Annotated in this window: 23 protein-coding genes; 18 read left to right on the top strand and 5 right to left on the bottom strand. The window is 64.3% G+C overall.

Annotated features, from left to right (window positions below):
• Positions 1–161 precede the first annotated feature (161 nt).
• The 3 genes from ELEN_RS15895 to ELEN_RS04710 all read left to right on the top strand — a co-directional run bounded on the left by ELEN_RS15895 (position 162) and on the right by ELEN_RS04710 (position 3,270).
• Positions 162–1,859 (top strand): ATP-binding protein, encoded by a 1,698-nt coding sequence (locus tag ELEN_RS15895; protein WP_015760298.1) that lies wholly within the window; start codon positions 162–164, stop codon positions 1,857–1,859.
• 103 nt (positions 1,860–1,962) lie between these two features.
• Positions 1,963–2,304: a hypothetical protein gene (locus tag ELEN_RS04705; protein ID WP_009304916.1), complete on the top strand. Its 342-nt coding sequence runs from the start codon at positions 1,963–1,965 to the stop codon at positions 2,302–2,304.
• A gap of 30 nt (positions 2,305–2,334) precedes the next feature.
• Positions 2,335–3,270, top strand: coding sequence for an undecaprenyl-diphosphate phosphatase (locus ELEN_RS04710; RefSeq protein WP_009304915.1), 936 nt, complete (start codon positions 2,335–2,337; stop codon positions 3,268–3,270).
• A 75-nt stretch (positions 3,271–3,345) separates the two neighbouring features.
• Here the strand turns inward: ELEN_RS04710 and ELEN_RS04715 are convergent, their stop codons facing one another.
• Positions 3,346–4,284 carry an AEC family transporter gene (locus ELEN_RS04715; RefSeq protein ID WP_009304914.1) on the bottom strand — a complete coding sequence of 313 codons (939 nt, stop codon included), beginning with the start codon at positions 4,282–4,284 and terminating at the stop codon, positions 3,346–3,348.
• Between the two features lie 301 nt (positions 4,285–4,585).
• Here ELEN_RS04715 and ELEN_RS04720 point away from each other — a divergent pair, with 301 nt between their 5' ends.
• From ELEN_RS04720 to ELEN_RS04740, 5 genes are all read left to right on the top strand, one after another.
• On the top strand, positions 4,586–4,867 hold the full coding sequence (locus tag ELEN_RS04720) for a chorismate mutase (protein WP_009304913.1): 282 nt from the start codon (positions 4,586–4,588) through the stop codon (positions 4,865–4,867).
• Positions 4,864–5,664, top strand: coding sequence for a 3-deoxy-7-phosphoheptulonate synthase (gene aroF, locus ELEN_RS04725; RefSeq protein ID WP_015760299.1), 801 nt, complete (start codon positions 4,864–4,866; stop codon positions 5,662–5,664). The genes ELEN_RS04720 and aroF overlap by 4 nt, the downstream gene beginning before the upstream one ends.
• 165 nt (positions 5,665–5,829) lie before the next feature.
• Positions 5,830–7,593 carry a Na/Pi cotransporter family protein gene (locus tag ELEN_RS04730; RefSeq protein WP_015760300.1) on the top strand — a complete coding sequence of 588 codons (1,764 nt, stop codon included), beginning with the start codon at positions 5,830–5,832 and terminating at the stop codon, positions 7,591–7,593.
• A 107-nt stretch (positions 7,594–7,700) separates the two neighbouring features.
• Positions 7,701–10,142, top strand: a complete 2,442-nt coding sequence (locus tag ELEN_RS04735) for an ATP-dependent helicase (protein ID WP_015760301.1) — start codon at positions 7,701–7,703, stop codon at positions 10,140–10,142.
• 182 nt (positions 10,143–10,324) lie between these two features.
• Positions 10,325–11,179: a DegV family protein gene (locus ELEN_RS04740; protein ID WP_015760302.1), complete on the top strand. Its 855-nt coding sequence runs from the start codon at positions 10,325–10,327 to the stop codon at positions 11,177–11,179.
• Positions 11,180–11,256: 77 nt separating this feature from the next.
• Here the strand turns inward: ELEN_RS04740 and sdaAA are convergent, their stop codons facing one another.
• On the bottom strand, positions 11,257–12,867 hold the full coding sequence (gene sdaAA / locus ELEN_RS04745; RefSeq protein WP_015760303.1) for an L-serine ammonia-lyase, iron-sulfur-dependent, subunit alpha: 1,611 nt from the start codon (positions 12,865–12,867) through the stop codon (positions 11,257–11,259).
• 278 nt (positions 12,868–13,145) lie between these two features.
• On the opposite strand from sdaAA, the gene ELEN_RS04750 reads away from it, so the two are divergent.
• On the top strand, positions 13,146–14,513 hold the full coding sequence (locus ELEN_RS04750) for a putative manganese-dependent inorganic diphosphatase (protein WP_015760304.1): 1,368 nt from the start codon (positions 13,146–13,148) through the stop codon (positions 14,511–14,513).
• On the opposite strand, the gene ELEN_RS04755 is transcribed toward ELEN_RS04750, so the two are convergent.
• Positions 14,502–15,374 (bottom strand): LysR family transcriptional regulator, encoded by an 873-nt coding sequence (locus ELEN_RS04755; protein WP_015760305.1) that lies wholly within the window; start codon positions 15,372–15,374, stop codon positions 14,502–14,504. The genes ELEN_RS04750 and ELEN_RS04755 overlap by 12 nt on opposite strands.
• 168 nt (positions 15,375–15,542) lie before the next feature.
• Between ELEN_RS04755 and ELEN_RS04760 the strand changes: the two genes are divergently transcribed.
• Complete coding sequence (locus ELEN_RS04760; protein ID WP_009304905.1) at positions 15,543–15,839, top strand: hypothetical protein; 297 nt, start codon at positions 15,543–15,545, stop codon at positions 15,837–15,839.
• A 36-nt stretch (positions 15,840–15,875) separates the two neighbouring features.
• Here the strand turns inward: ELEN_RS04760 and ELEN_RS04765 are convergent, their stop codons facing one another.
• A complete protein-coding gene (locus ELEN_RS04765) occupies positions 15,876–16,451 on the bottom strand; it encodes a nitroreductase family protein (protein WP_009304904.1) in 576 nt (191 codons plus the stop codon).
• 163 nt (positions 16,452–16,614) lie between these two features.
• On the opposite strand from ELEN_RS04765, the gene ELEN_RS04770 reads away from it, so the two are divergent.
• From ELEN_RS04770 to rplW, 8 genes are all read left to right on the top strand, one after another.
• Entirely contained in the window at positions 16,615–17,727 is a 1,113-nt protein-coding gene (locus tag ELEN_RS04770; protein WP_015760306.1) for a M20/M25/M40 family metallo-hydrolase, read from the top strand.
• A 639-nt stretch (positions 17,728–18,366) separates the two neighbouring features.
• On the top strand, positions 18,367–18,738 hold the full coding sequence (gene rpsL, locus ELEN_RS04775; protein ID WP_015760307.1) for a 30S ribosomal protein S12: 372 nt from the start codon (positions 18,367–18,369) through the stop codon (positions 18,736–18,738).
• Positions 18,739–18,854: 116 nt separating this feature from the next.
• A complete protein-coding gene (gene rpsG / locus ELEN_RS04780; RefSeq protein ID WP_009304901.1) occupies positions 18,855–19,325 on the top strand; it encodes a 30S ribosomal protein S7 in 471 nt (156 codons plus the stop codon).
• A gap of 15 nt (positions 19,326–19,340) precedes the next feature.
• Positions 19,341–21,458 carry an elongation factor G gene (fusA, locus tag ELEN_RS04785; protein WP_009304900.1) on the top strand — a complete coding sequence of 706 codons (2,118 nt, stop codon included), beginning with the start codon at positions 19,341–19,343 and terminating at the stop codon, positions 21,456–21,458.
• A 33-nt stretch (positions 21,459–21,491) separates the two neighbouring features.
• On the top strand, positions 21,492–21,800 hold the full coding sequence (rpsJ, locus tag ELEN_RS04790) for a 30S ribosomal protein S10 (RefSeq protein WP_009304899.1): 309 nt from the start codon (positions 21,492–21,494) through the stop codon (positions 21,798–21,800).
• 15 nt (positions 21,801–21,815) lie between these two features.
• On the top strand, positions 21,816–22,436 hold the full coding sequence (gene rplC / locus ELEN_RS04795; RefSeq protein ID WP_009304898.1) for a 50S ribosomal protein L3: 621 nt from the start codon (positions 21,816–21,818) through the stop codon (positions 22,434–22,436).
• Between the two features lie 30 nt (positions 22,437–22,466).
• Positions 22,467–23,090: a 50S ribosomal protein L4 gene (rplD, locus tag ELEN_RS04800; protein WP_009304897.1), complete on the top strand. Its 624-nt coding sequence runs from the start codon at positions 22,467–22,469 to the stop codon at positions 23,088–23,090.
• Entirely contained in the window at positions 23,090–23,371 is a 282-nt protein-coding gene (gene rplW / locus ELEN_RS04805; protein WP_009304896.1) for a 50S ribosomal protein L23, read from the top strand. The genes rplD and rplW overlap by 1 nt, the downstream gene beginning before the upstream one ends.
• 121 nt (positions 23,372–23,492) lie before the next feature.
• Here rplW and ELEN_RS04810 read toward each other — a convergent pair whose 3' ends face one another.
• Entirely contained in the window at positions 23,493–24,668 is a 1,176-nt protein-coding gene (locus ELEN_RS04810; RefSeq protein WP_015760308.1) for a phosphoglycerate dehydrogenase, read from the bottom strand.
• Between the last annotated feature and the right edge of the window lie 143 nt (positions 24,669–24,811).

Raw genomic sequence — 24,811 nt, forward strand, 5'->3', positions numbered from 1 at the left:
CACGAAAAGACAGCGATTGCCGGGTTGATGAGGCGTGCTGCACAGGCTTTGCACGAAGGAGATTGCCAGCTAACTCTCTAAGATGCAATTAAGTAAAAAATAATTTAATCTGATAAGTAGCGTGTTGGGAGAATTCATTTTTTTGTTTAGGGAGCCGCATTATGGTCGCTGGTTTTAAGATTAAGGAAATTGAGCTCCGTTCAGAAGAAGGAACTCGGTTCAGCCCAAAAGCACTAACAATCATTGTTGGGCCAAATAATGCTGGGAAAAGTAGGTTTCTGAAAGAAGTTCGGTCTGCCCTTTTGGGTAGATTGAGCGACGAAGACGGCGGCCTAATCCTGGGTCGGAAAATAATAAGCACTATTGAATTGCTGCTTCCCGAATCGACGGACGCTCTATTTGAGTGGTTTGATCTGGATCGAAAAGTGGTTCGCGATGAAAATGGAAACTATGGTGTAAGAGAGTACTGCAATACTGGAATTAATATTAATCAATATGGTCAAATAGTTCGAGAAGAGTGTGCGACAAAATATCAGGGACAGTGGAAGGATGTAATCGAATCTCATTATGCCTCTCCCAATGATGCGCGTGCTTTAGATGCGCTTCTCAATTTCATAGGGCCACTGCTTGTCGGCTATTCTGGCACAGAAGATAGATTGATTCTTTCCGCTGGAGAACCGTACTACGGCGTGGCAGATTCAAATACGAATTTTCTTTCACGAGTTCGATCCCAAGATCAAATCCTTGATGACTTGTCGGAAATTTCTAAAAGATTATTTGGGAAAGATGTCGTACTCGATGACGTTACAAAAGGTGGAATGATCCAATTCAAGACTGGTTCGGATTTTTCGAGTTACAGAACAAGTGCTCGTGGAACCTCAGATTTCGAATTCCTGTTAGAGCAGGGTGTTTCCTTGAAAGACGAAGGAGATGGGTTTCGAAGCTTCGTTTCTGTATATCTTGCTCTTAGGTCGGGAGACAAACCTGTAGTTCTAATTGACGAGCCAGAGTCTTTTCTTCATCCGCCTCAAGCTTACGAACTGGGGAAGGTGATTGGCTCTTCAGCTGAACAATGCAGCCAAATGATCATAGCGACGCATAGTACGCATCTTCTTAATGGCATCATGTCAACATGCGACTGGGATAACTGCGACATTTTAAGACTACAGCGCGACGGAGACTCTCTTCGAGCGAACTTGCTTGACCGCGAGGGCTTGGATAGGGTGAAAGGGGATCCTCTGCTGAGAAGCACGCGTCTTTTGGAGGGCGTTTTTACGCGTGTCGTAGTTGTAGTGGAGTCGGAGTCGGATGAGCTTGTGTATCGGGAAATCCTGAATAAAGTGGGCGTAGCCGACGAGGCGTTCTTTGTTAACGTGCACAGCAAGGACAGAATTGCATTCGCGGTGGAATTTTATAAGAACGTTGGCGTTCCCTGCTGCGCAGTGATGGATTTTGATATTTTGAATGATAAGAATAAGTTCAAAAGAGTCTTGAAGTGTTTTGAATGTGACCCTAGCGGAAGGCTTTCCCAGATAGCTCAAGAGACAAGAGACGCTATAGAATGCGATGCGGGAAAGCCCGAAGAGACAAAGCTACGGTACAAACGCGATCCTTTGATGTATCTAGATAAGATTGAGAATGAAGTTGAAGAGTTGCTAGATCGATGCTTGGAGTGCGGTTGTCTTATTGTGAGGACGGGCGAACTCGAAACCGTTTTTGGAGAAAAGGTAGCCTATCGATCTTCGAAACGGGCTTGGCTCTCCGAAGCCCTGGATTATCTGAACCATTTGGAGCCTGGCGAATTAACTTCTCTTGCGATCGTTTCCGATCTCATAAAGATGTTGCAGGTTGCGAAATAGGGCTGATAGGCAGTTGTATTGTCGAATCCGATCTTCTTCGCTTGCGATGTGCCCCCTGTGGTTTCTCGACGCTCCACGCTCATCCTCGTGTACAATTTCCGGCATGGAGAACGCGCGAAACGACATAGAGGCGCTTGACGACTTGGAGCTGGACGCGCCCGCGTCCGTTCCTGCCGCGTCAGACGACGTCGCCGCGCCTGCGCGCCCGGCGAAACGTCCTCGTCGCGAGGCTCCCACCGACGAGGAGCGCCGTCAGATGCACGCCTCGTTCAACGACCGCATCTCCTACCTTTGCAAGATGGCGGCGCTCGTAGTGGCGCTCGTCTCCCTTGCCACCATCGCGCTGGGCCAAGAGCTTCCCCAATTCGTTCTCATGGGACTGTGCCTGTCGGTGGCGCTTTTGGCCATCGCCATGCTGCAAGACCATCATCAGCGCAAACGATAACCGCATCGACCCAACCAAGGATACGCACGCATGATCATCGAAGCATTGAAGGCCTTCCTCATCGGCATCGTGGAGGGCATCACCGAATGGCTGCCCATCTCCTCGACCGGCCATATGATCCTCGTGGACGAGTTCGTGAAGCTGCAGGTGTCCGACGAGTTTTTGGCCCTGTTCCTCGTGGTCATCCAGCTGGGCGCCATCATGGCCGTGCTCATCCTGTACTTCCACAAGCTGAACCCGTTCTCGCCGAAGAAGGACGCCGTCGAGAAGAAGAGCACGTGGCGTCTGTGGGGCATGGTGGCCATCGGCTGCATCCCGGCTGCCGTCATCGGCCTCTTGTTCGACGATCTGGTGAACGAGTACTTCTACAACAAGGTGACCGTGGCGGCCATGCTCATCCTGTACGGCGTGGTGTTCATCGTGCTCGAGCGCCGCAATCGCCGTCGACTGCGCGAGGCCGAAGCCGCCCTCGAGGCGCCGCGCGGCCGCCATGCGCGCGTGTCGTACGGCGATGTGTCCGACGAGGCCGAGGCATCGCTGTTCAAGATCACCGACGTGGACGAGATCGACTGGAAAACCGCGCTCAAGATCGGCTGCTTCCAGGTATTGGCCATCATCCCCGGCACCAGCCGCTCCGGTGCCACCATCATCGGCGGCATGCTGGCCGGCTGTTCGCGCACCGCGGCGGCCGAGTTCACGTTCTTCCTGGCCATTCCCATCATGTTCGGCTGGGGTCTGGTGAAGTGCATCAAGTTCGTGGCGGCCGGCATCGCCATGACCTCCACCGAGATCCTCGTGCTGGCGGTGGGAATCATCACGGCGTTCGCCATGTCGGTGGTGGCCATCAAGTTCCTCATGGGCTATATCAAGAAGAACGACTTCACCGCGTTCGGCTGGTACCGCATCGTCGTAGGCGTGCTGGTGCTGGGCTACTTCGTCTTCGAAAGCATGGGCATGCTGCCGTAAAGGTCGTGCATACAGATATCGCACGGTTCGCGGCGCGCCTTCGGGCGCGCCGCTTTGCGTTATCGCTGCGCCCCGCTACGCCATGAACAGCACGGCGAGCAGCGGGATGGTGAAAACGGCGCCCAGCGTGGTTACGAACGTGCCCTGCGCCATAGTCTTGCTGTCGCCGCCGTACTGGTAGCACAGCATGGTGCCGTTCGTGGCCACCGGCATGGCCGACAGCAGCACGATCACGCCCAGCAGCACGGGGTCGCTCACGAGGAAATGCAGCGGCAGCCATACGAGCGCTGGCGCGACCAACAGGCGCACGAGCGCGGCCGCCATGAGGCGCGGCCCGCCCACCAGCTGGCGCGCCGGCACGTTGGCCAGCGACGAGCCGATGATGAGCATAGCCGCCGGGGTGGTGAGCGAGCCCAGGGTGTCCAGCGCCTCGCCGAGCACCGGCACGCCGTGGATGCCGGCGAACGCCAGCGCGATTGACGCGACGCTGGCCACGATGCACGGCGAGAGGAACGACTTCGGGCTCATCTTGATCTTCACGCCGTATTTGTTGTCCGTGGCGAGCATCCACACGCCCAGCGTGAAGACGAGCGCATTGAACGCGAGATTGAACACCGTCGTGTAGATGAGCGCCTCCGCGCCGAAAACAGCCGCCGTCACGGGGAAGCCGATGAAGCCCGTGTTGCCGAACACCATCATGAACCGGAAGACGCCTTTGCGTCCGTCGGGCACGCGCAGCGCGGCCGTGATGGAGAATCCGATTGCGACGAGCACCACGTAGCTGGCGCACGAAACGCCCGCGGTCCAGAGGATCTTCGTCGCCGAGGGCAGCGTTTCGGCGGTCAGCACGGAGGCCAGTATAAGCGCCGGCAACGCCGTATTCAGGATGAGCTTCGAGAACTTCTTGTCGAAGTCCTCGTCCATGAGGTTCAGCCGCTTGGCGGCGTAACCTGTCGCGCCCACGGCGAACAGGACGACCATCTGCACGAATATGTCGGCGAATTGCGAGATCAACGAGGCTTCCCTCTCAATAGGTTCGGATTCGGCGCAGCAGCGAGGCGCGCGTTTCCAGTGTACACCGTCAACGGGAGCCGGGGCGCCGAGCGGCTTGCAGCTTCGCCCTTCCATCGGTTTTCGGCATGCGCCGACCGCGATATCCCATGAACTTCCTCGCTAATTCGGCCGGCATGGCAATCGGGCGCGCCGCTTTTGCTATCATGTCAGCACACGTGTCGCCCGAGAACATCGCCGCTTTCGCGCGAGGCAGCGGGTCGAACCGCACGTTAAAGCATGAGAGTCATGAGAGGAAAAGCCGATGTCTGAGAGAGACAGCTCCCTGGCGGAGATCCAAGAACATCGTGCCAAGATCGACGAGATCGACAAGCAGATCGTCGCGCTGCTCAACAAGCGCGCCGGCCACTCGCTGGTCATCCGCGGTTTGAAGCCCGGAGCCCACCTGGGCCTGTACGACGCCAAGCGCGAAGAGGAGATATTCGCGAAGGTGAGCAGCTACAACGAGGGTCCTTTGTACAACGAGAACCTGTGCGAGATCTACGCCACCATTCTCAAGATCATGAAGGAGACCCCGTCCGTATGAGCGAAGCGAAGATAGCCCCCATCCCCGACTTGGGCACCCGCACCGACGAGATCACCATCTTCGCCGGCCCGTGCTCCGTCGAGTCGGCCGAGCAGTTCGAAGAAGTGGCCGAATGCGTCGCGGGCCTCGGTCTCACCTGGATTCGCGGCGGCGCGTTCAAGCCCCGCACGAACCCGCACTCGTTCCAGGGCCTGGGCGAGGAGGCCCTCAAGATCATGCGCGATTCCGGCGAGAAGCACGGCCTGAAAACGCTCACCGAGGTCATGGACTCGGCGCACTGCGAGCTGGTCCACTCCTATGTGGACGGCCTGCAGGTAGGCGCGCGCAACTTCCAGAACTTCAGCCTGTTGAAGAAAATCGGCCAGGTCACCGCCGAGTCGCACAAGATGGTGCTGTACAAGCGCGGTTTCGCGGGCACCATCGCCGAATGGCTGGCCGCCACCGACTACCTCACGGCGGAAGGCAACGACAACGTGGTGCTGTGCGAGCGCGGCATCCGCACGTTCGAGACGGCCACGCGCTTCACGCTGGACATCGCCGCCATCCCGGTGATCCACAAGCAGTCGCTGTGCCCGGTGTGCATCGACGTGTCGCACCCTGCCGGCCAGCGCGACCTGGTGCCGTCGCTCGCCTTTGCCGCCGTGGCGGCCGGCGCCGACTCCCTCATGATCGAGGTGCATCCCAACCCGCCCGCGGCCCTGTCCGACGGCCCGCAGCAGCTGACGCCGGCCCAGTTCAAGGTGCTCGTGGCGAAGCTGCGCGAGATCGCCGCCGTCTTCGGCAAGAAGATCGTGTAAGGAATCGGGCGCGTCCGACGGCTCGGAAACCGTCGGACGCGCCCCGTTTGTAAAAACTTTACCCGAACTTTACCTTCCCTTGACCGGGGCCTTACCGTCTGCCCGGTATCCTTTCGACTCGCGTGCATGAGCGCTTGCAACCGACGATGCGAAGGGGAGTCCCGCGTGAACGCTCCGATGGAAACCGTGTTCGGCCTGCTCGGCGGACTGGCCGTGTTCCTGTTCGGCATGAACATGATGTCCGAGAGCCTGCAGAAGGCCGCCGGCGCCAAGATGAAGTCGATCCTGTCCATGCTCACCTCGAACCCGGTGCTGGGCGTGCTGGCGGGCGCGGTGGCCACCGCCGTGCTGCAAAGCTCCAGCGCCACCACGGTCATGGCCATCGGCTTCGTCAGCGCGCGCCTCATGACGCTGCGCCAGGCCATCGCCGTCATATTCGGCGCCAACATCGGCACCACCATGACCGCGCAGCTCATGGCGTTCAAGCTCAGCGACTACATCTGGCTCATCGTGTTCGTCGGCTTCATCGTGTGGTTCGCGGCGAAGGACGAGCGCGTCAAGAACATCGGCCAGACCGTGTTCGCGTTCGGCCTGCTGTTCGTGGGCATCGACACCATGGGCGCGGTCATGAAGCCGCTCGCGCAAAGCGAGGTGTTCCTGGCGATGATCGACCAGGTGAAGGATATCCCCGCGCTCGGCGTTGCGGCGGGCACCGTGATGACGCTGGTCGTGCAAAGCTCCAGCGCCACCATCGCGGTGCTGCAGAGCTTCGCCTCGCAGCCCGGCCCCGACGGCGTGACCAGCGTGCTGGGCCTCCAGGGATCCATCCCCATCCTGCTCGGCGACAACATCGGCACCACCATCACGGCGCTCCTGGCCTGTATCGGGCAGTCTCGCGACGCGAAGCGCACCGCCGTGGCGCATAGCGTGTTCAACGTCACGGGCGCGTTCGTGTTCATCTGGTTCGTGCCGCTTATCGCGCAGTTCGTGCAGCTTCTCACGCCCGGCCCCGAGCTGGACGTCATCGCGCGCCAGATCGCGAACGCGCACACCACGTTCAACATCGTCTGCACGCTTCTATGGCTGCCGTTCATCGGGGCTATGGTGAAGATCGTGACGTTTCTCGTGCCGGGCAAGGCCGGCGAGGCGGCGCCGGGCGCGCTCGTCGTCCTTGACGACAAGATCCTCGGTCAGCCGGTGTTCGCCATCAGGATGTTCGGCGAGGAGCTGCAGAAGTACTGCGACAAGGTGCGCGCCATGCTGGCTGCGCTGCCCGAGGCCATCGCGAACCGGGACGCCGCCGCGCTCAAGGCGCTCCAAGCCGATTGCGCGCAGGTGGAAGCCGCGGAAAGCGAGCTTGCGAATTACGCGGTGGAGCTGCTGAGCGCCGGCGCGACGTCCGAGCGGCAGGCTGCGGAGATATCCGACCTCATGTTCATCGTGGACGCGGCGGGCCGCATCGGCTCGCGCTGCGGCGAAGCGGCCGCGCTGTACGGCGAGCGCCTCTCGTCGAAGAAGCCCTTCTCGGACGAGGCGCGCGAGGAGCTGGCCGAAAGCGCCGCGATGGTGGCGGACATGTACGACGCGGTGCTGCGGTTCCTGAGCGACGGAGGCACCGCCTCCGAGCAGGTGCTCGACGAGCGTCGCCGCCAGATCGTCAAGCGGCAGAGCCGGGCGCGCAAGGCCCACTTCCGCCGCGTGGGCAGCCGGCAGTGCGCGCCTGAGAACAAGGCGGTGTACAACCAGCTGCTGCTGTGCCTGGAGCGCGCGGGCAACGAGTGCTCGAACCTCGTGGAGCACGGCGCCGAGCTGTCCATGTGGGGCGACGCGCTGGGCGCCGACCGTCCCGGTTCGCATGACGGGGGAGCGCCGCCGGTCGCGAAGCGTTCCGAAGCGCCTGTCGACGAGCTGGCGGAGGCGCTTGCGTAGCGGCCCCTGCGCTTGCGCAGATTGCGCGCGTTTGCCAGTTGCCGGAGGGGAAAAGCGGTAGAATACGAAAGCTTTGTTTCACCTCCATCCGTCAGGAGACTGCTCATATGTCAATCGATATCGACAGCTTGAACGGGCCGCAGCGCGAGGCGGTCGTCACCGTCGACGGGCCGCTGCTCGTGCTCGCCGGCGCCGGCTCGGGCAAGACGCGCGTGCTCACGTACCGTATCGCGAACCTCATCGAGAACCACGACGTGGCTCCGTGGGAGATCCTCGCCATCACGTTCACGAACAAGGCGGCCGCCGAGATGCGCGAGCGCCTGAACGGCCTGGTGGGCCCTCGCTGCCGCGGCATGTGGGTGTCGACGTTCCACAGCATGTGCGTGCGCATGCTGCGCTCCGACGCCGAGAAGCTGGGATTCACGCGCAACTTCACCATCTACGACACCGACGACCAGAAGCGCCTGTACAAGGAGATCATGGCCGAGCTGGACATCGACCCAAAGCGCTTCCCTGTGAACGCCCTCATGAACCGCATCTCCACGGCGAAGAACGAGCTCGTCGTGCCGAGCGCCTTCGAGAAGGAAGCGGGCGACCCGGTGGGGAAGGTGGCTTCGCGCGTGTACTCCCGCTTGCAGGAGCGCCTCAAAGCCGCGAACGCCTTCGACTTCGACGACCTTCTGCTATACGCCTACCTGCTGCTGAAGAACCACGAAGACGTGCGGTCGGCCTACCAGCAGCGCTTCCGCTACATCATGGTGGACGAGTACCAGGACACGAACCACGCCCAGTACTCCATCACGGGGCTTTTGGCCGAGGGGCACAAGAACATCATGGTGGTGGGCGACGATGACCAGTCCATCTACTCGTGGCGCGGCGCCGACCTGCGCAACATCCTTGAGTTCGAGCAGGACTACCCGACGGCGCACACCGTGAAGCTCGAGCAGAACTACCGCAGCGTGGGCAACGTTCTGGCGGCTGCGAACGCCGTCATCGCGAACAACCAGCACCGCAAGGCGAAGAAGCTGTTCACCAGCGCCGAGGACGGCGACAAGATCCAGGTGTACATGGCCGCCGACGAGCGCGACGAAGGCCGCTGGATCGCCGGCGAGATCGAGAAGCAGCGCGCGGCGGGGCTGTCGTACAATCAGGTGGCCGTGTTCTACCGCACGAACGCGCAGAGCCGCATGCTGGAAGACATGCTGCTGCGCGCTGGCGTGCCGTACCGCATCGTCGGCGGCACGCGCTTCTTCGACCGCGCCGAGATCCGCGACGTCATGGCCTACCTCACGCTCGTCGTGAACCCGGCCGACGACATCGCCGCGAAGCGCGTCATCAACGTGCCGAGGCGCGGCATCGGCAAGACCACCATCGAGCGCATCGAGCAGTTCGCCCGCGAGATGGGCATGACGTTCATGGAGGGCGCCGAGCTGGCCATCGTCGATCCGGAGCTGCGCGCGTCGGCGCGCCAGGCCATCGGGGAGTTCGTGGGCCTCGTCAACGAGGCGCGCACCTACGGCGGCGATTTGCGCAAGGTCATCGAGACGATCATCGACAAGAGCGGCCTCATCGGCGCGCTGCAGGCCGAGAACACCGACGAGGCGCGCGGCCGCATCGAGAACATCCAGGAGTTCCTCGGCGTCGTCGACGAGTTCACCGAAACCCACGAGGACGAGGACGCGCTGTACGAGGCGCCCACGGCCGAGCCGGCCGACGCCCCCGCGCTCGCCCCCGTCCCCTCGTCCGCCGACGCCCTCGCGGGTTCGTTCTACGCCTTCGCGGGCGCGAACGAGCTTGCGGCTCCGGCCGAGGAAAGCCCCGTGCGCGTCCTGCGCGGCGACTCGCTGGCCGATTTCATCGAGTGGGTGCGCCTGCGCACCGACCTCGACACGGTGGCCGAGGACGGCCACGCCGTCACCATGATGACCGTGCACTCGTCGAAAGGCCTCGAGTTCGACTGCGTGTTCGTGGCCGGCATGGAGGAGACGCTGTTCCCCCACATGAACAGCGTGGGCGATGCGGCCGGCATCGAGGAGGAGCGCAGGCTGGCGTACGTGGCCATCACGCGCGCCCGCAAGAAGCTGTTCCTCACCTGCGCCTACGCGCGCCAGATCTTCGGCCAGACATCGTCGAACCCCATCTCGCGCTTCATCCAGGAGATCCCCTCCGAGCTGCGCCAGACCACGGGCCTCGGCTCGGCGGGCTTCAGCGGCACGGGCTGGGAGAAGCGCGGCAGCCGCAAGGGCATCGCCGGCAGCGGCACCGAGGCGGGCGGCGGCCGCGTGTTCGGCCGCTCCAGCGCGTCGGGTTCGTCCGGCCGCAGCGACGAGCGCGCCGCGCGCGTGGGCGGTTCCTACGTGCGCCCGGGCGCCGAGAAGAAGGCCGCCGCGAAGATGACGTTCTCCACGGGCGACACCGTGGACCACAAGACGTTCGGCCGCGGCAAGGTGACGAAGGTGGACGGCGACACGCTGTTCGTGAAGTTCTCCAAAACCGGTCAAACGAAGAAGCTTCTCAAAGATTACGCGCCCATCGTCAAGATCGGCTAGCGCGAGGCCCGCATCGGAAACGGTGCGGCCTCGTCGTTTTTAGGCGTTTCGGCTTCTTCTTTCGCCCAGGCTCTTGCAACGCGGTGCGCTATACCGCATGATAGACGCGTCGATGACGTGCGGTCGCCACCGATCTGCAACCCCGCGCTCTTCGTCCGGCTGGCGAGAGAAAGAGGTTCACCATGAAGATCGTTACCGACTCTTCCGTTATGTTCTCGGTGGAGGAGGGCGCGCGGCGCGGCATGGCCGTGCTTCCGCTCGTCGTGACCATCGACGGCCAAAGCTGGCTCGAATACGAGGACGTGTCGGCCGAGGAGTTCTTGGCGAAGGTACGCGCGGGCGCGCTGCCGCAGAGCGCATCGCCTCCTCCGGCGCTCACCCTGAAGGCTTACGACACCGACGAAGAGGTGATTCACCTCGCCATGGCCGACGGGCTGTCGGGCGCCTACGAGGTGGCGTGCGGCCTCGTCAAGCAGGCGCGCCGTCCCGATCGCGTGCATGTGGTGAACACGCGCACGCTGTGCGTGCCCCATCGGGTGTTGGCCTGCACGGCGGTGCGGCTGGCCGAACAGGGGGCGGACGCAAGGGCCGTCCTCGAGACGCTGCATGCCCAGATCGCTACCGCTCACTCCTACCTCATTCCCGAAGATTTCGACTACCTGCGCCGCGGCGGGCGCCTCACGCCGCTCGCGGCGACGTTCGCTCATCTCGTGAAGGCGTTTCCCGTCATGAAGCAGACCGACGACGGTACGCGCCTCGAGAAGATGAAGGTGGCGCGCTCGTTCGCGAAAGCCGTTAACGCCATCGCCGACGACCTGGAGGCTCGGGGCGTGGGCGATGGCTTCTTCCTGGGCGTGAGCCATGCAGACAACCGCGTGCAGGCCGACGAGGCGTCCGGTATGCTGTCCGAGCGCTTTCCGGGATGCCGCCACGGCGTCTTCGACCTGGGCCCCGCGTTCATCACGCAGGGCGGCCCCGGCTGCCTTGCCATACAAGCTGTCGACCTGGGAGCTTATCCCGATCTCGATTTGGATTAACCGAGGGGCCCGGGATGCGGGCCCCTCGGTGCAGATGCCCGTTCCGGTTGTTCGCCCGCCGAGTCTCGGCCGGCGCGCTAGTTGCACCCCGGGCAGTAGGCGCAGGCCGTCGGCGCGGCGGCTATGCCCCCGAGAGCGCTTTCGCGCAGTTCGAACGGCAAGGTTCGACCCACTTTTCGCATAGCCTCCACCGTCTGGTCGAAGTCGACCAGGTTGCCGATGCCTGCGAGTGCGATCTGCGCGCTGACCAGCGCGACGGCGGCGCCGGCAGCGTTGCGCTTCTGGCAAGGTTCCTCGACAAGACCCGCGATGGGGTCGCATACGAGGCCCATCATGTTGGTCAGCGCGTTGCTGGCCGCGTCGAGGCATTGGGCGGGCGCGCCGCCCATGAGCTCAACCGACGCCGCCGCGGCCATCGCGGCGGCCGAGCCGATCTCGGCCTGGCAGCCGCCTTCCGCGCCCGATACCGTGGCGTTGCGCGTGATGAGGTACCCGATGGCGGCGGCCGCCGCCAGGCCGCGCGCAAGATCGCCATCCGACAGCCCGCGCGTGCGCTGCAGCGCCAGCAGCACGCCGGGCAGCACGCCAGACGATCCAGCCGTGGGCGCGGCCACGATGCGACCCATCGACGCGTTCGTCTCCAGCACCGCCATCGCGTAGGCGATGGCGCACGACAGCTGGTCGTCGCACAGCTCGCCGTCGCGCTCGCGCAGATCGGCCAGCTTGCGCGCTTCGCCGCCTATGAGGCCGCCCATGGAAGGCAGCGCTTCGTCGATGGGGCGCTGCGCGGCGCATTTCATCACGTCCAGCGTCTCGTGCAAATACGCGAGGGAGCGGTCGGCGTACCCCAAGCTCTCGGCCAGCGCCGCCTCGCGGGCGAGAAACGCCTCCGATAGCGTCGTGCCGTGCTTTTCGCACCATGCCAGAAGCGCGGCTCCGGTGCCGAAGTCCGCCTCGGCGAACCGCTGCAGCGCCTCCTCCGCGTCGGGCGCGTCAACGGACCCGCAGCCGGGGCGCGCGTCGCCGGGAATGACGCGCACGTCCAGGATGGCGGGGTGGTCCTCGATGGCGGCCTTCGCGGCGCCGTCCACCTCTTGGTCGGTTTCCAGCACGGTGTAGGCGATGTCGCCTTTGCGCTCGCGGTACATGCGCGTGGTGGCGATGTTCACGCCTTCGTCGCTGATGCTCTGCGCGATGTGCGCCAGCACGCCGGTCTCGTCGCGCTGGCGCACGACGATGCTCGTGCTCTCGCCGGTGATGCGCACGTCGATGTCGTCGATCTTGCGGATGACGGCCGCTCCGCCTCCGATGCTCTCGCCGCGCACGCTCATCGCGTTGCCCGCGGCGTCCACGATGTGCATGTCGATGGTGTTGGGATGGTCGTATTCCGCGTCGGGAAGCGTGACGAACGAGAACGCGAGTCCCGCATCCCCCGCAAGCTGAAACGAGTCGCGGATGCGCAGGTCGTCGGCGGCCAGCCCCAGCATGCCCGCCACGAGGGCCTTGTCGGTTCCGTGCCCGGTCAGCGTGTGCGCGAACGACCCCAGCAGCCTGAACTCCACCGTCTTCGGCTCGGCCAGGCACAGCCGTCGAGCCATGTAGGCGATACGCAGCGCGCCCGCCGTGTGCGAGCTCGAAGGACCCACCATGATGGGGCCGATGACGTCGGAGAGGCCGAGAGTTTTCATAGATGCTCCTCGATTGACGGGTAGGGAAGGGGGCGGGCGCGGGGATGGTGCGCGCCTATGGTATCACGGACTGTCGCAGCCGTCTCGTGCGCTCTTTCTGGCTCTTTCGTGACGTTTGCGCTCGAAAAGGCTGATCGGCCGCCGTTCGCTTCGCTGGTGCCGCTATACTGTGGCTCTCGGCGCCGCGCGGCTCGGTATGCGGCGGCGAACACCCTCATGACAAGCTAAGCGAGCGGGATGCGGCGTGCGTGCGGCATCCCCGGGTAAGGAGTACAGCAATGTCGGCACCGATCATCGTCGTGGGCCACAAGAACCCGGACAACGATTCCATCTCCTCGGCAGTGGGCTACGCCTACCTGAAGAACGAGCTGGCGCGCCGTGCGGCCGGCGAGGGGGAGCCGTTCCAGACGTACGTTCCCGCCCGCTTGGGGCCGTTGCCTCCGGAGAGCGCCTGGGTTCTGGAAGAGAGCGGTATCCCCGCGCCCGAGATCGTGGGTCACGTGCATGCGCGCGTCGGAGACGTGATGACGCCGAGCCCTATATCCATCAGCCATAACGCCACGCTGCTCGAAGCGGGTCGCCTGCTGCGCCAGTACAACGTGCGCGCGCTCGTGGTGACGAACGACGACGGCACCTACCGTGGACTCATCACCACGCGCATGATCGCCGAGCGCTACATCGCCGCCACCGACGCCCTCGAGGACGGAGGGGCGAACGAGATGGCGGTCGCCGGCGACCTCATCGCCTCGCTCGGTCAGAAGGTGGACGAGATCACCGAGACCGATGTGCTCATCCTCGACAAGGAGGGCCTGCTCAAGGAGGCTATCGAAGACCTCATGGCCAGCGCGTTGCGCGAGGCCGTCGTGCTGAACGACGACGGCCTCGCCATCGGCATCGTCACGCGCTCGGACGTGGCCGTGCGCCCGAAGCGCAAGGTGGTGCTCGTGGACCACAACGAGACGCGCCAGGCCGCCAACGGCATCGAGGAGGCCGAGGTCGTCGAGATCGTCGACCATCATCGCATCGCCGACGTGATGACTGCCAACCCCATCCAGTTCCTCAACCTTCCCGTGGGCTCCACGGCGACCATCGTCACGATGGAGTTCCGCCGCCACAACGTGGAGATGCCTCCGGCCATCGCGCGCGTGCTGCTGTCGGCCGTGATGACAGACACCGTCATCCTCAAGTCGCCCACCGCCACGCCGACCGATCACGAGCAGGTAGCCTACCTCGCCGGCATCGCGGGCGTCGATCCCACCGAATTCGGCCTTGCCGTGTTCAAGTGCCGCGGCGGCGAGGACGACATGCCCGTCGACAAGCTCGTCGGCGCCGACGCCAAGGAGTTCCAGATCGGCGACGCCACCGTTCTCATCGCGCAGCACGAGACGGTGGATCTTCCCGCCGTCATGAAACGCGAAGAGGAGATCCGCGAGCATATGCGCCGTCTGCGCGACGACCACGGCTACGAGTTCGTGCTGCTGCTGGTCACCGATATCGTGGCCGAGGGCAGCCAGTTCATGTGCGAGGGCAACCGCCGCATCGTCAACCGCGTGTTCGGCATCCATTGCACGGGCGAAGGCGGCACCTGGATGCCCGGCATCCTCAGCAGGAAGAAGCAGGTGGCGGCGAAGATCCTAGGAGCATAGGGGCGAGGGTTCGCGCCAGCGTTCTTCGAAAAACGAGACGAGGAAGCCGTGGAACGCCGCGGCTTCTTTGCTAAGGGGGCCGCTTGTCGGGGCGATCTCGATGGTGCGGGCGAACGGCGCGTCGGCTATGCTCGCCAGGCGCGCGCTGCTGTCGTCGAGGCCTCCCCAGCTGCGTTCGGGCCAAAAGCCCACGCCCAGCCCCAAGCCGATCATGTTCTTCACCACGGCGGGGCTGTCGCTTTCGAACGCCACGCGCGGCACGAACCCGGCATGCGCGCACGCTTCGTCGCATACCGCGCGAAACGTGCGGCTTCCGGCGAGGCAGATGAACGGCTCGTCGGCGAGGTCGGACAGCGGCAGGGGTTCCTGCGAGGCGCGCTCGGCGGGCACGGCGATGCCGATGCGTTCGAAGAAACGGCGAGCGCGGGGGTCCGCGCTCTCTGCGCGCACGGTGCGGACCCGCAGGTCCCAACGTCGGGAGGAGGCTTCCTGCGTCACCACGAAACGTGCGTCGGGATGCGCCAAGCGGTAGGCCGCGATGGCGTCCACCGCCAGCCCCGAGGCCGATTCGATGGCAAGATGGACGGCGGCCCGCTGTTGCCCGGCTACCACGGCAAGCTCCTCGGGCAGCTCGTCGAGGGCCGCCAGCAGCGGCGCGACGCGCTTCTGAAGCGCGTCGCCGCACGCGGTCAGCCGCACGTTGCGTCCCACGCGTTCGAACAGGGTCACGCCCAGCTCGCGTTCGAGCCTGCGGATCGACTGGGTGAGGGCGGGTTGGGCCACGTTGAGCTTCTTCGCGCTGTTCGTCACATGCTGGGTGCGCGCCACTTCGTCGAAGTACCTGAGCTGCTGCAGTTCCATCGGGAGCCTTCCGATCGTTATCCGCTCATCCTATAACATCTATCATATCATTGGAGATGAAATTTATATTGGACAACGCTGGGGCGAGCGCGTAGGGTGGTGCCTGTTGCAGGAAAGCGAGGCCGACGATCGCAGAACGATCCGGCGCGGTAAGGAGATGGTGGGCTCGTGTCAGAGCTCTTGGAAGCGGCCATGCTCGTGTGCTTCGGCTTGTCGTGGCCGCTCAACGCGTACAAGAATTTCAAAGCGGCAACGGCGGCTGGCTCCAGCTGGCAGTTTATCGCCCTGATCACGACAGGTTACATGGCCGGCATCGCCGCGAAGTTCGCATCCGGTTCGGTGAACTGGGTTTTGGCGGTGTACTTGATCAACCTCGCCTGCATCGGCGTCAACTGGATCGTGTACTTTCGCAACCGCCGCCTCGACGCGCAGCGCGAGATCGCGTACGAGGCGGCTGAAGCGTAGGCGCGCGATGCCCGGACGGCGTGCGTCGGGTGCGGGCTACAGCAGCACGCTCGACAGCGCGCGTTTGGGCACGTAGTGCACGCCCGCCTCGTCGCGCCAATACTCGGTGGCGCCGCCTGCCGGAAGGTCGACGATGCGCACGTCTTCGACGGGTTTGCCTAACGCCAACACGAGGTCGGGCTGGAAGCGGTCCGCGTCGACGCCCAGCGCTTCGGCCATGCTCCTCTTTTTGAACGACGCGATGATGCAGCCCCCGAACCCGGCTTCGACGGCCTGCAGCATGATGGTTTGCGCGGCTATTCCCTCGTCCCACGCGGTGAAGGTGTCGGCCAATGTGCGATCGTTGTCGCGGCATACCACGACGTAGGCGCTCGGGCGTTCGCCCGGCACGGGTCCCGGCCAGTCGGGCAGGGCCTTCGCCCATGCGCAGCACGAGAACACGCGCTCGCAGGCGCGCTCGTCGCTGACGATGGCGTAGCGCAGCGGCTGCGCGTTGCCGCTCGAAGCGACCAGTCGCGCGGCGTCCACCCAGGCGGTGAGCAGCTTGCGGTCGATGCGGTCGCTTTCATCGAATCGTCGATAGCTTCGACAGGCTTTGATGATGTCCTGCACTCGGAACCTCCCTCGATTTCGCGGTACGGAGCGCGCGGCCCCGTTGCCCGGGTTCTCGCGCGCACGGTGCTGTTGCTGATTATAATGGCTTTCGGTAACCGAACCCATCGTCGTTGCCGAGCGTTCAAGCTTGGCGGCTGAAGGAGAGAAAGAAGGAACGTCCATGCAAGAGAGCCGTCTGCTCGATCTGTTCTGCGAGCTCGTCCGCATCGAGAGCCCGTCGTTTCACGAGGCCCCGATGGCGGCCCGATGCGCCGACGAGCTGCGCGGGCTCGGGTTCGAGGTGAGCTTCGACGATTCCGCCGAACGTGTCGGCTCGGATACCGGCAACCTCGTCGCTCGTCTTCCGGGAACGCGGACGGGGCACGTGGTGTTCTCGGCGCATATGGACACCGTGCAGCCGTGCGCGGGCATCGAGCCCGTCGTCGTGGACGGGGTCGTGCGCTCGGCGGGCGACACCATCCTGTCGGCCGACGACAAGGCCGGCGTGGCCGCCATCTTCGAGGGCGTGCGCTCGGCCGTCGAGTCCGGCTCGCCTCGACCCGACGTCACCGTGCTGCTCACCACCTGCGAGGAGCAGCATCTGCTGGGTTCGAGCGCGCTGGCCGACGGCCTGCTGCCCGCGGGCGCGCCTTGCTACGTGTTGGACGCCGACGGCGCTCCGGGCACCATCATCACGGGCGCCCCGTGCCATTGGTCGCTCAACGCGACGTTCTCGGGACGCGCCGCGCATGCGGGCGTGTGCCCCGAAGAGGGCGTGTCGGCCATCGCCATGGCCGCCGCGGCCGTCTCGTCCATGCCGCTCGGCCGGCTCGACGAGGCCACCACGGCGAACGTCGGGTTCATCGAGGGCGGCGGCGCGACGAACGTCGTGCCGGACACGTGCGCGCTGGCGGGGGAGTGCCGCTCGCTGTACGCCGAGCGCGCCGAGGCTCAGAAAGCGGCCATGACCGAGGCGCTGGAGGCCGCCGCCGCGCGCTTCGGAGGCGCGGTGAGCATCGAGTGGACGAAGAGCTACGACGCCGTGCTGTTCGACGAGGAGGACGAACTCGTGCAGGCCATCGTCCGCGCCTCCCGAGCGGCCGGCCTCGAGCCGCGGTTCCATCGCTCCGGCGGCGGCTCCGATGCCAACGTGCTCGCCGCCCGCGGGGTGCGTCCCGTCACGTTGGGCGTGGGCATGGCCGCCTTCCATTCCGTCGACGAGCACATCGCCGTGGACGACCTGGAGGGCGCTGCCCGCCTCGTGGAGGCTCTCATCGCCGAAGGCGCGCAGTAGGCCGCGCGCGACGGGCGCGTCTCATGCGGGCTTCCGAAGGCGATGCCGCGTAAGCCGAGCGCCGCCGCAAGATGAAGGCGGCCGAAGAGGGTTCGCGCATCTGGGAGCGCTTTTTCGCCGATCGACGCCGGTCGCGCGGCGACGCGGTTCGGATCGTGCAGGAAGCCGCCGCGCTCGATGCGGCGCTGTACTGCACGGCCCTGTGCTCGCCGCCGCCCAGCGCATCCAGGCCGACTACCTGGTCACCTCCGACAAACGGCTTGCCCGGAGCGCACCGGTGGCGTGCCTGGACGTTCCGGACATGCTCGCGCTGCTCCAAGCCGCGAAAGTCGACGGGGATGGCGGCGATACGCTGCCGACGGGTTCGAAGTATTTTTGAGAAACGGTGGACTTTTCGCCACGGATTCGTCACCAGTGTGGGTTTCACCTGCGATAACGGTTGTCAAGAGGTATAGATACTCCCGGATGCGTGGCGTTTGACAACCCTGAGGGGCGATGGTAGAGTTCACCTTCGCGTCTCCGAGGAGGCGAGCGTTTTCGTGTGCGCATCAGCTGAACGCACTTGGAAACGGTGTTCAAGCGAGCGTCTATAGAGTATGTAGACGTCTCGGACAAGCAAGAGGTAAAAGGAGAGAAGCTTTGCCTACCATCAACCAGCTGGTCCGCAAGGGCCGCAAGAAGGCAGTCGACAAGAGCAAGACGCCTGCCCTGAAGGGCAACCCGCAGAAGCGCGGCGTGTGCACCCGCGTGTTCACGACCACGCCGAAGAAGCCGAACTCGGCTCTGCGCAAGGTTTGCCGCGTGCGCCTCGTCAACGGCATGGAAGTGACCGCCTACATCCCGGGCGTCGGCCATAACCTCCAGGAGCACTCCATGGTGCTGCTGCGCGGCGGCCGCGTGAGGGACCTCCCCGGTGTGCGCTACAAGGTCATCCGCGCCGCGCTCGACTGCGCCGCCGTGGACAACCGCAAGCAGGCTCGCAGCCGCTACGGTGCCAAGCGCCCGAAGTAACACCCGCTAAGACGCGCGGGCCGCAGCAACCGACCGAGCCCAAAGGGGGCAGGCGGGCGGCCTAATGAACGGAGAGAAAGCCGTTCCGAAGCGCGCAGGACCTAGAAGGAGAACACATGCCGCGTCGTGCAGCAGCAGTCCGCCGCGAAGTACAGCCGGACGCCCAGTACAACAACCGTCTCGTCACGCAGCTGATCAACAAGATCCTGCTTGACGGCAAGAAGGCCACCGCCGAGAACATCGTCTACGGTGCGTTCGCCATCGTCGAGGAGAAGACCGGCGGCGATCCGCTGGCCGTCTTCAAGAAGGCAATGGACAACGTCCGCCCCACGCTCGAAGTCAAGCCGAAGCGTGTCGGCGGCGCCACCTACCAGGTGCCGATGGAGGTCAACTCCCGTCGTGCTACCACGCTCGCCATTCGCTGGATCGTCGACTTCTCGCGCAAGCGCAAGGAGCACACGATGAAGGAGCGCCTCGCCGCCGAGATCATGGATGCCGCCGAGAACACCGGCGCGTCAGTGAAGAAGCGTGAAGACCTGTACAAGATGGCCGAGTCGAACCGTGCGTTCTCGCACTACCGCTTCTAAGGGAGGATTCGACTCATGGCGAAAATCGAACTGAAGGATACGCGCAACATCGGCATCATGGCCCACATCGACGCGGGCAAGACGACGACCACCGAGCGCATCCTCTACTACACGGGCAAGACCCACAAGATCGGCGAGGTGCACGACGGCGCCGCGACGATGGACTGGATGGTGCAGGAGCAGGAACGCGGCGTGACCATCACCGCCGCTGCCACCACGTGCTTCTGGAAGTACCCCGGCGGAGCTGACAACGGCAAAGAGTACCGTTTCCAGATTATCGACACTCCCGGCCACGTGGACTTCACGGCCGAGGTCGAGCGTTCGCTTCGCGTGCTCGACGGCGCTGTCGCGGTGTTCGACGCCGTCGCCGGCGTGCAGCCGCAGTCCGAGACGGTGTGGCGCCAGGCAAGCCGCTACGGCGTGCCCCGCATCGCCTACATCAACAAGTACGACCGCGTGGGCGCCGACTTCTTCCATGCGATCGAGACCATGAAGGATCGCCTGGGCGCGCCGGCTGTCGCCGCGCAGATGCCCATGGGCGCCGAGGACAACTTCTGGGGCGTCATCGACCTGGTCACCATGACCGCGTGGGACTTCAAGGCCGACGACAAGGGCATGACCTACCCCGAGGCCATGGACGCCATCCCGGCCGAGTTCGCCGAAGAGGCCGAGCTGCGCCACCAGGAGCTGGTGGAAGCCGCCGCCGACTGCGACGACGCTCTCATGGAGAAGGTCCTCATGGAGGAAGAGGTGACGGTTGACGAGCTGAAGGCCGCCATCCGCAAGGGCACCATCGCCTGCCAGATCCACCCCGTGTTCGTGGGCTCGTCCTACAAGAACAAGGGCGTGCAGGAGCTCCTCGACGCCGTGGTCGACTACATGCCGTCCCCGATCGACGTGCCGGCCATCAAGGGCACGAACCCGGACACGGGCGAGGAAGACGAGCGTCCCTCCGACGTGAAGGCGCCGTTCTCCGCTCTGGCCTTCAAGATCATGACGGATCCGTTCGTGGGCAAGCTCACCTACCTCCGCGTGTACTCGGGCCAGCTCGATTCCGGCTCCTACGTGTCCAACGCCTCGAAGGGCAAGAAGGAGCGCATCGGCCGTTTGCTGCAGATGCACTCGAACCAGCGCGTCGATATCGACGGCTGCGCCGCGGGCGACATCGTCGCCGTCGTGGGCTTGAAGGACACGTCGACCGGCGACACGCTGTGCGACGCTGATCATCCGATCATCCTCGAGTCCATGGAGTTCGCCGAGCCGGTCATCGACATCGCCGTCGAGCCGAAGACGAAGGCCGAGCAGGACAAGATGGGCATCGCGCTGCAGAAGCTGGCCGAGGAGGACCCGACGTTCCGCGTGTCCACCAACCAGGAGACCGGCCAGACCATCATCGCCGGCATGGGCGAGCTGCACCTCGAGATCATCGTCGACCGCCTGCTGCGCGAGTTCAAGGTCGAGGCGAACGTGGGCAAGCCTCAGGTCGCCTACCGCGAGACGGCCACGCAGGAAGCTCGCAACGTCGAGGGCAAGTTCGTGCGCCAGTCCGGCGGTCGCGGCCAGTACGGCCATGCGGTCATCAACCTGATCCCGCAGGAAGCCGGCAAGGGCTACGAGTTCGAGAACAAGATCGTGGGCGGCGTGATCCCCAAGGAGTACATCACCCCGATCGACAAGGGCATCCAGGAAGCCATCAACTCGGGCGTGCTTGCGGGCTACCCGGTCGTGGACATCAAGATCGAGCTTATCGACGGTTCGTACCACGACGTCGACTCCTCCGAGGCGGCGTTCAAGGTCGCCGGTTCGATGGCGGTCAAGGCTGCGCTCAAGAAGGCCGCTCCGGTCATTCTCGAGCCGATGATGGCCGTCGAGGTCGAGACGCCCGAGGAGTACATGGGCGACGTCATGGGCAACCTGTCCAGCCGTCGCGGCCAGATCCAGGGCATGGGCGATCGCGGCAACGCCAAGACCATCAAGGCGAAGGTTCCGCTGTCCGAGATGTTCGGTTACGCCACCGACCTGCGTTCGACGACGCAGGGCCGCGCTTCGTACACGATGCAGTTCGATTCGTACGAGGCAGTGCCGAAGAACGTGGCGGAGGAAATTATCAGCAAGGCCGGCGGCAACGCCTAGGGCGTGCGCGCGAGCATAACGGAGGTAAAGTAAGTGGCTAATCAAAAGATTCGCATCCGCTTGAAGGGGTACGATCATGAGATCGTGGACCAGTCCACGAAGCTCATCGTCGATACCGCGCAGAAGACGGGTGCCAAGGTGTCCGGTCCTATCCCGCTGCCGACGGAGCGCAACCTGTACTGCGTCGTCAAGGGCCCGCACGTCGACAAGGATTCGCGCGAGCAGTTCGAGATGCGCACGCACAAGCGCCTCATCGACATCCTGGAACCGACCCCGAACACGGTCGATTCCCTGATGCGCCTCGATCTCCCTGCCGGCGTCGACATCGAGATCAAGCTGTAAAGGGGGATGTGCGATATGATCAACGCCATCTATGGTAAGAAAATCGGCATGACCCAGATCTTCAACGAGGACGACCGTGTCGTGCCCGTGACGGTGATCCAGGCCGAGCCGAACACGATCTGCCAGGTCAAGACGAAGGACAGCGACGGCTACGAGGCCGTGCAGCTGGGCTTCGGCGCCATCAAGGAGAAGAAGGTCAACAAGCCCATGGCGGGTCACTTCGCCAAGCAGGGCACGGCTCCTACGCGCTACCTGCGCGAGGTGCGCGTCGAGAACGCCGGCGAGTACAAGGTGGGCGACCAGCAGACGGTGGCCGCCTTCGCTGAGACGAAGAAGGTCGACGTGACCGGCACGTCCAAGGGCAAGGGCTTCGCCGGCGTCATGAAGCGCTACGGCTTCCGCGGCGGCCCGGGCGGCCACGGCGCGCACTTCCATCGCGCTCCCGGTTCGGTGGGCCAGTGCGCCACGCCGTCCCGCGTGTTCAAGGGGCTCAAGCTCCCGGGCCACATGGGCGTCGACACCGTGACCGTGAAGAACCTGGAAGTCGTCCGCATCGACGAGGAGCAGAACCTCATCCTCGTCAAGGGCGCCATCCCCGGCGGCAAGAACGGCGTCGTTCGCGTCCGCATGGCGTAGTTGAAGTAACCTATAAGGAGCTTGTATATCATGACGACTATCGAGATCAAAGACGCGAGCGGGAAGAAGGCCGGCACCGCCGACCTCGCCGCTTCCGTGTTCGGCATCGAGCCGAACGTGCCCGTCATGCACCAGGTCGTGCGCGCGCAGCGCGCGTCTTGGCGCCAGGGCACGCATGACACGAAGACGCGCGGCCAGGTGCGCGGCGGCGGCAAGAAGCCGTGGCGCCAGAAGGGCACCGGCCGTGCCCGTCAGGGCACCATCCGCGCCCCTCAGTGGGCCGGCGGCGGTACCGTGTTCGGCCCGCATCCGCGTTCCTACGCGTTCCGCGTGAACAACAAGGAGGTCAAGCTGGCCATGCGCTCCGCGCTGTCCGCCAAGCTGGCCGACGGCGAGCTGTTCGTGGTCGACGCGTTCAACTTCGAGAAGCCCTCGACGAAGGCGGCTGTGGCCGCGCTCAAGGCCCTCGGCTTGGAGCGTCGCACCACCCTCGTCATCGACGACGAGGACGTGAACACCTATCTGTCGTTCCGCAACATCCCCACGGTGAACATCCTGCCCGTGTCCGCGGCGAACACCTACGAGCTGATCGACAACAAGGCTCTCGTGTTCACGGCCGACGCCCTGAAGCGCATCGAGGAGGTGCTTGCATAATGAAGGATCCCCGCGAGGTCATCATCCGCCCCGTCATCACGGAGCACAGCTACGACCAGATGGAGGGCAACACCTTTACCTTCGAGGTGGCCAAGGACGCCAACAAGGTTGAGATCCGCCAGGCCATCGAAGCCATCTTCGATGTGACGGTGGTCAAGGTGAACACGCTCAACGTGAAGCCGAAGCCGAAGCGCGTTCGCTACCAGCTGGGCAAGACCCGCACCTGGAAGAAGGCCATGGTCACGCTCAAGGAAGGCGACACCATCGAGCTGTTCGCGTAAGCGACGTTTCCACGTGCTGCCTCGGCGCCCCTGCAATCGCGGGGGCGCCTTTTTTGTTGGAGGAGGGTGCGAAAAGCGAACCGCGACGCCTTCTTTGACGTGCCGTATCGCCTTGGAGTCGTTACTTCACCACGCGGACGCGGCGGACGCCCTCGATGGCGCTCAGGCGCTCGATGGCGTCATCGGGATGCCCCGGAGTGCCGGCGTCCAGGTCGAGCATCGTGTAGGCGTTCTCGCCGCGGGCCTTGTTCATCATGTTCTCGATGTTCACGCCGGCATCGCCGAACACGTTCGTGATGCGAGCGATGGCGTTCGGGACGTTCGCGTGCAGCACGGCCACGCGGCGCAGGCCGTCGGGCACGGGACCCATGTCGCAGGCGGGGTAGTTCACGGAGTTCGCGATATTGCCGTTCTCCAGGTAGTCCATGAGCTCCCGCACGGCCATCATCGCGCAGTTGTCCTCGGCCTCGGCGGTAGAGGCGCCCAGGTGGGGCAGCACGATGGCGCGCTCCATCTTCATGACCTCGGGCGTGGCGAAGTCGGTGATGTAGGCATGCACCTTGCCGGAGTCCAGCGCGGCGGCCATGGCAGCGTTGTCCACGAGCGTGTCGCGCGAGAAGTTCAGGAACACGGCCCCGTCCTTCATGAGCGAGCAGGCGCGCTCGTCGATCATGCCGATGGTGCCGTCCATGGCCGGCACGTGGATGGTCATGTAGCCGCAGGTGCGGAAGATGTCGTCGAGGTTCGTCACGTGATGGACAGCGCTCGAGATGCGCCACGCGGCGCCCACCGACACGTACGGATCGTAACCGTACACGTCCATGCCCAGGTCGATAGCGATGTTGGCCACTTCGGCCCCGATGGCGCCCAGGCCGATGACGCCCAGCTTCTTGCCCTTCACCTCGCGTCCGGCGAACGCCTTCTTCGCCTTCTCGGCCGCCTTCGCGATGTTCTCGTCGTCGGCGTTGTGCCGGCACCAGGCGATGCCGCCGGCGATGTCGCGGCTGCCCAGCATGAGGCCGCACACCACGATCTCCTTCACGGCGTTCGCGTTCGCGCCGGGGGTGTTGAACACTACGATGCCCTCCTCGGCGCAGCGGTCGAGCGGGATGTTGTTCACGCCGGCGCCGGCGCGGGCGATGGCCAGCAGGCTATCGGGGAACGCGGTGTCGTGCAGCGCGGCGCTGCGCACCAGAACGCCCTCGGCCTGGTCGAGGGCGTCGATGAGCTCGTAGTCGTCGGTGAAGAGATCGGTGCCGTACGCCGAGATGTTGTTGAGGCAGTGGATGTTGCGCATGAGGTCTCCTTCGAGGATGGCGGGCGGCTCCGTTGAAGCGCGGCTCGTCGCCGTTGCTTGCTGCATCCTCCTATAGTGCTCAGGCCGCAACCCGTTGTCAACCACCGTTCAGCCGGTGCGCGCTTTATCTCGGTAAAGCGCGC

This window comes from Eggerthella lenta DSM 2243, assembly GCF_000024265.1.
GTDB classification, from domain to species: domain Bacteria; phylum Actinomycetota; class Coriobacteriia; order Coriobacteriales; family Eggerthellaceae; genus Eggerthella; species Eggerthella lenta.

Excerpts from the sequence above, each read along its gene's own strand:
- ELEN_RS15895 (WP_015760298.1), top strand. The coding sequence starts at position 162 with ATGGTCGCTGGTTTTAAGATTAAGGAAATTGAGCTCCGTTCAGAAGAA.
- ELEN_RS04705 (WP_009304916.1), top strand. The coding sequence starts at position 1,963 with ATGGAGAACGCGCGAAACGACATAGAGGCGCTTGACGACTTGGAGCTG.
- ELEN_RS04710 (WP_009304915.1), top strand. The coding sequence starts at position 2,335 with ATGATCATCGAAGCATTGAAGGCCTTCCTCATCGGCATCGTGGAGGGC.
- ELEN_RS04720 (WP_009304913.1), top strand. The coding sequence starts at position 4,586 with ATGTCTGAGAGAGACAGCTCCCTGGCGGAGATCCAAGAACATCGTGCC.
- aroF (WP_015760299.1), top strand. The coding sequence starts at position 4,864 with ATGAGCGAAGCGAAGATAGCCCCCATCCCCGACTTGGGCACCCGCACC.
- ELEN_RS04735 (WP_015760301.1), top strand. The coding sequence starts at position 7,701 with ATGTCAATCGATATCGACAGCTTGAACGGGCCGCAGCGCGAGGCGGTC.
- ELEN_RS04740 (WP_015760302.1), top strand. The coding sequence starts at position 10,325 with ATGAAGATCGTTACCGACTCTTCCGTTATGTTCTCGGTGGAGGAGGGC.
- sdaAA (WP_015760303.1), bottom strand. The coding sequence starts at position 12,867 with ATGAAAACTCTCGGCCTCTCCGACGTCATCGGCCCCATCATGGTGGGT.
- ELEN_RS04750 (WP_015760304.1), top strand. The coding sequence starts at position 13,146 with ATGTCGGCACCGATCATCGTCGTGGGCCACAAGAACCCGGACAACGAT.
- ELEN_RS04755 (WP_015760305.1), bottom strand. The coding sequence starts at position 15,374 with ATGGAACTGCAGCAGCTCAGGTACTTCGACGAAGTGGCGCGCACCCAG.
- ELEN_RS04770 (WP_015760306.1), top strand. The coding sequence starts at position 16,615 with ATGCAAGAGAGCCGTCTGCTCGATCTGTTCTGCGAGCTCGTCCGCATC.
- rpsG (WP_009304901.1), top strand. The coding sequence starts at position 18,855 with ATGCCGCGTCGTGCAGCAGCAGTCCGCCGCGAAGTACAGCCGGACGCC.
- fusA (WP_009304900.1), top strand. The coding sequence starts at position 19,341 with ATGGCGAAAATCGAACTGAAGGATACGCGCAACATCGGCATCATGGCC.
- rplC (WP_009304898.1), top strand. The coding sequence starts at position 21,816 with ATGATCAACGCCATCTATGGTAAGAAAATCGGCATGACCCAGATCTTC.
- rplD (WP_009304897.1), top strand. The coding sequence starts at position 22,467 with ATGACGACTATCGAGATCAAAGACGCGAGCGGGAAGAAGGCCGGCACC.
- rplW (WP_009304896.1), top strand. The coding sequence starts at position 23,090 with ATGAAGGATCCCCGCGAGGTCATCATCCGCCCCGTCATCACGGAGCAC.
- ELEN_RS04810 (WP_015760308.1), bottom strand. The coding sequence starts at position 24,668 with ATGCGCAACATCCACTGCCTCAACAACATCTCGGCGTACGGCACCGAT.